Below are 3,397 nucleotides of genomic sequence, written 5' to 3' on the forward strand. Positions count from 1 at the left end.
GTCTGACGACGGCAATGATGCGGACGGGAACACGATTGACGATCCGACGGAGCTGCCGATCGCTGGCACCACGGGTCTGGACCTGGTCAAGCGGTTGACGACGGCGGGTGCGGCTGTGGGCGACACGGTGGTCTTTACCCTGACGGCCGAGAACACGGGCACGCTGAGCCTGCGTAACGTCACGCTGTCGGATACGTTCACGCGGGCCGATGGCACGGTGATCCCCGGCACGCCGGTGCTGGCCGATCCGACGCTTGCAAATGCGCCGCTGCTGCCTGGCGGGACGCGGGTCTGGACGCTGAGCCATGTGCTGGACCAAGCGGATGTGGACGCGGGCGGCCTGCGCAACACGGCGACGGTTGCGGCCACCAGCCCTGCGGGTGATCCGGTCAGCGATGTGTCCGACGACGGCAACGACGGCGACGGCAACGTGCTGAACGATCCCACAGAGCTGGCCATCGCGCCGGACCCGCAACTTGAGGTCACCAAGGTGGTCCGCCAAAGCGGGTCTGCGGTGGGCGAGACGGTGATCTTTGAGATCACGGCGGCCAACCTCGGCAATGTGACTCTGCGCGGCTTTGGGCTTGTGGATACGCTGACAGACCTTGCGGGCAACCCGCGCACGGCCCCCGATCCAATGCTGGAATCCGGTGCCTCTGCGACGGTGCTGGGCGTGGGCGGCACCAATGTCTACACGGTCAGCTACGTGCTGACGCAGACCGATATTGATGCGGGCGGGATCAGCAACAGCGTCGCGGCTAGTGCGACGGCCCCTGACGGCACCCCGGTCACGGATCTGTCCGACGACGGCAACGACGGCGACGGCAACGACCAGAACGACCCGACCGAGATGCGGATTGACACGGCCCCCGCATTGTCCGCGGACAAGGTCATCGTCGCAGGTCCGGTTGCGGTGGGCGAGACAGTGATCTTTGACATCCGGGTGACGAACACGGGCAATGTGACCCTGCGCGACGCGCAGATCGCCAGCGATACGCTGACCCGTGCGGATGGCACGGTGCTGGCCCTGACCACGGGTCCGGTGCTGCGATCCAGCGATCAGGGATCGCCTGCGGGCACGCTGCTGGTGGGGGAAACCGCCGTGTGGCGCGCGAGCTATGTGCTAACGCAGGCCGATATCGACGCAGGCGGGATCAGCAATATCGCGGTTGCGACGGCGGTGCCGTTCGTGGGCGCGCCGGTCAGCGCACAGACGCGCGACGCGGACGCGGGCGACGGCAATCCGGCCGATGATCCGACCGTGCTGGTGTTGCCACAGCTGCCCGCGCTGTCGGTGGACAAGGTGCTGGCGGACGGCGGTCCGGTGTTCGCAGCCGTTGATGATCCGCTGACGTTCCGGTTTGACGTGGTGAACACGGGCAACGTGACGCTGACCGATCCGGTCACGATCAACGACCCGCTGCTGGCGGCGGCGGGCGATGCGATCACCTGTGAGGCGGGACCTCTGGCCCCCGGCGGCGCGCTGTCCTGTACCGGTATCTATCAGGTGACGCAGGCCGACATCGACGCAGGCGGCGTGACGAACACTGCCACCGCACAAAGCGGTGCGACGGCCAGTGCGCCCGATAGCGTAACGGTGCCCGCGCAGCAGACCCCTGCGCTGGACACGGTCAAGAACGCGGTGTCGATCACCTTTGAGGGCGTGACCTATCCCGGGATCGACCCGGTCTATTTCCGCAACGGCGCGGTGGTGAACTACACGTTCCTGGTGACGAACACCGGCAATACGACGATCACCGATACGATCGATGTGGACGACAACCTTGTGTCCAACGTCAGTTGTCCGATCCTGCCAAACGGTTTGGCCCCCGGCGCTGACGTGACCTGTACCGCGTCGTATACGGTGACCCTAAGCGACGTGGATCTGGGCGCGATCACCAACGTGGCGACCGCGACCGCGGGCGGGCTGCGCGGCGCGACCGACAGCGTGACGGTGCCGCAGGGCGGCGTGCCATCGCTGGGGATTACAAAGTCGCTGTTTGCGGTGACGAACCCCGACAACAGCGCGGATACGAACCTGCTGATCGACGAGGTAGGCGACACGCTGACCTACCGGTTCCTGGTCGAGAACACGGGCACGGTGTCGTTCGTGCGCGATGTCGTTGTGAACGACGTGCGACTGGACGGTCCGCTGGTTTGTTTTGCGGCAGGTCAGGACGACTTTGCCCCCGGTGAGTTTGTGGAATGCTTTGACACCTATGTGGTGACGCAGGACGATCTGGACGCAGGCGCGATCCCGAACGAGGCTGTGGCGACCACGCAGTACAATGCCCAAGGAACGACGTCCTTTGTGACGTCAGACCCGTCGGCGATTGTCTCGCCCGTGGATGCGGTCTCGGCGATCACGCTGGCCAAGAGCGTGGCCACGCTGCCGGTCGCGGCGGTGGACCAAGAGCTGACCTATACGCTGACGATTACCAACACCGGCAACCAGCGGCTACGATCTGTCAGCGGCACCGATCCGCTGCTGCCAGACTTGGTCTGTTCGCAGGCCGTGCTGGAACCGCAGGCGCAGCTGGTCTGTTCGGACACCTATACCGTCACGCAGGCGGATGTGGATCGCGGCACGCTGAGCAACACCGCCGATGTCTCGGCGCTGTCGCCGCAGGGGGCCGCACGCAGGGCGACCGATACACTCGTTACGCAGATGCCAGCGGTCGCCAACGACCTGCAGCTGGAAAAGCGCGCCACGGTTGCGACCTTTGGCGCGGTGGGCAGCACCATCGGGTTTGACCTGATCGTGACCAACAACGGCAATGTAACGCTGACCGATCTGGAGCTGACCGACCCGCTGATCGACCCGGACTACGTCTGCCGTGTCGCCAGCCTGGCACCGGGTGCGACTGACGCCAGCTGTGCGATCTCGCGGCTGGTGACCCAGGCGGACGTCGACGCGGGCACGATTGAGAACACGGCCTTCGTGACGGGTCTGGATGCGCGCGGCGGTGCCGTGGACACCAGCGACGACGTCAGCGTGCCAAGTGGCCCGCGCAGCGCGACACTGGACACGACCAAAACGCTGACCCGGACGACCACGACTGTGGGCGAGACGGTGACCTTCCGCATCAGCTTGCGCAACAGCGGTGACGTCACGCTGCGTGATCTGGCGCTGGACGATACATTTACGCGGGCGGATGGCACGGTGATCGACGACGACACCCCCGTGCTGGTGAACCCCGCCGAGGCGGGCCTGCCGCTGGGACCGGGCGAGACCCGTGTCTGGACGCTGGACCACGTGCTGACGCAGGCAGATGTTGACGCGGGCGGGTTGCGCAACACGGTGCTGGGCCAGGCGATCGACCGCGCGGGCGCTCCGGTTGTTGACGTCTCCGACGACGGCAACGACACGGACGGGAACACGGTTGACGATCCGACG

At 66.1% G+C, this 3,397-nt stretch carries 1 protein-coding gene; it reads left to right on the plus strand.

From position 1 onward, the window contains the following. On the plus strand, positions 1-3,397 hold a 3,397-nt coding region (locus LGQ03_RS16575), incomplete at both ends, for a DUF11 domain-containing protein (RefSeq protein WP_226749300.1).

This window comes from Loktanella gaetbuli, assembly GCF_020531945.1.
Classification (GTDB): Bacteria; Pseudomonadota; Alphaproteobacteria; order Rhodobacterales; family Rhodobacteraceae; genus Loktanella; species Loktanella gaetbuli.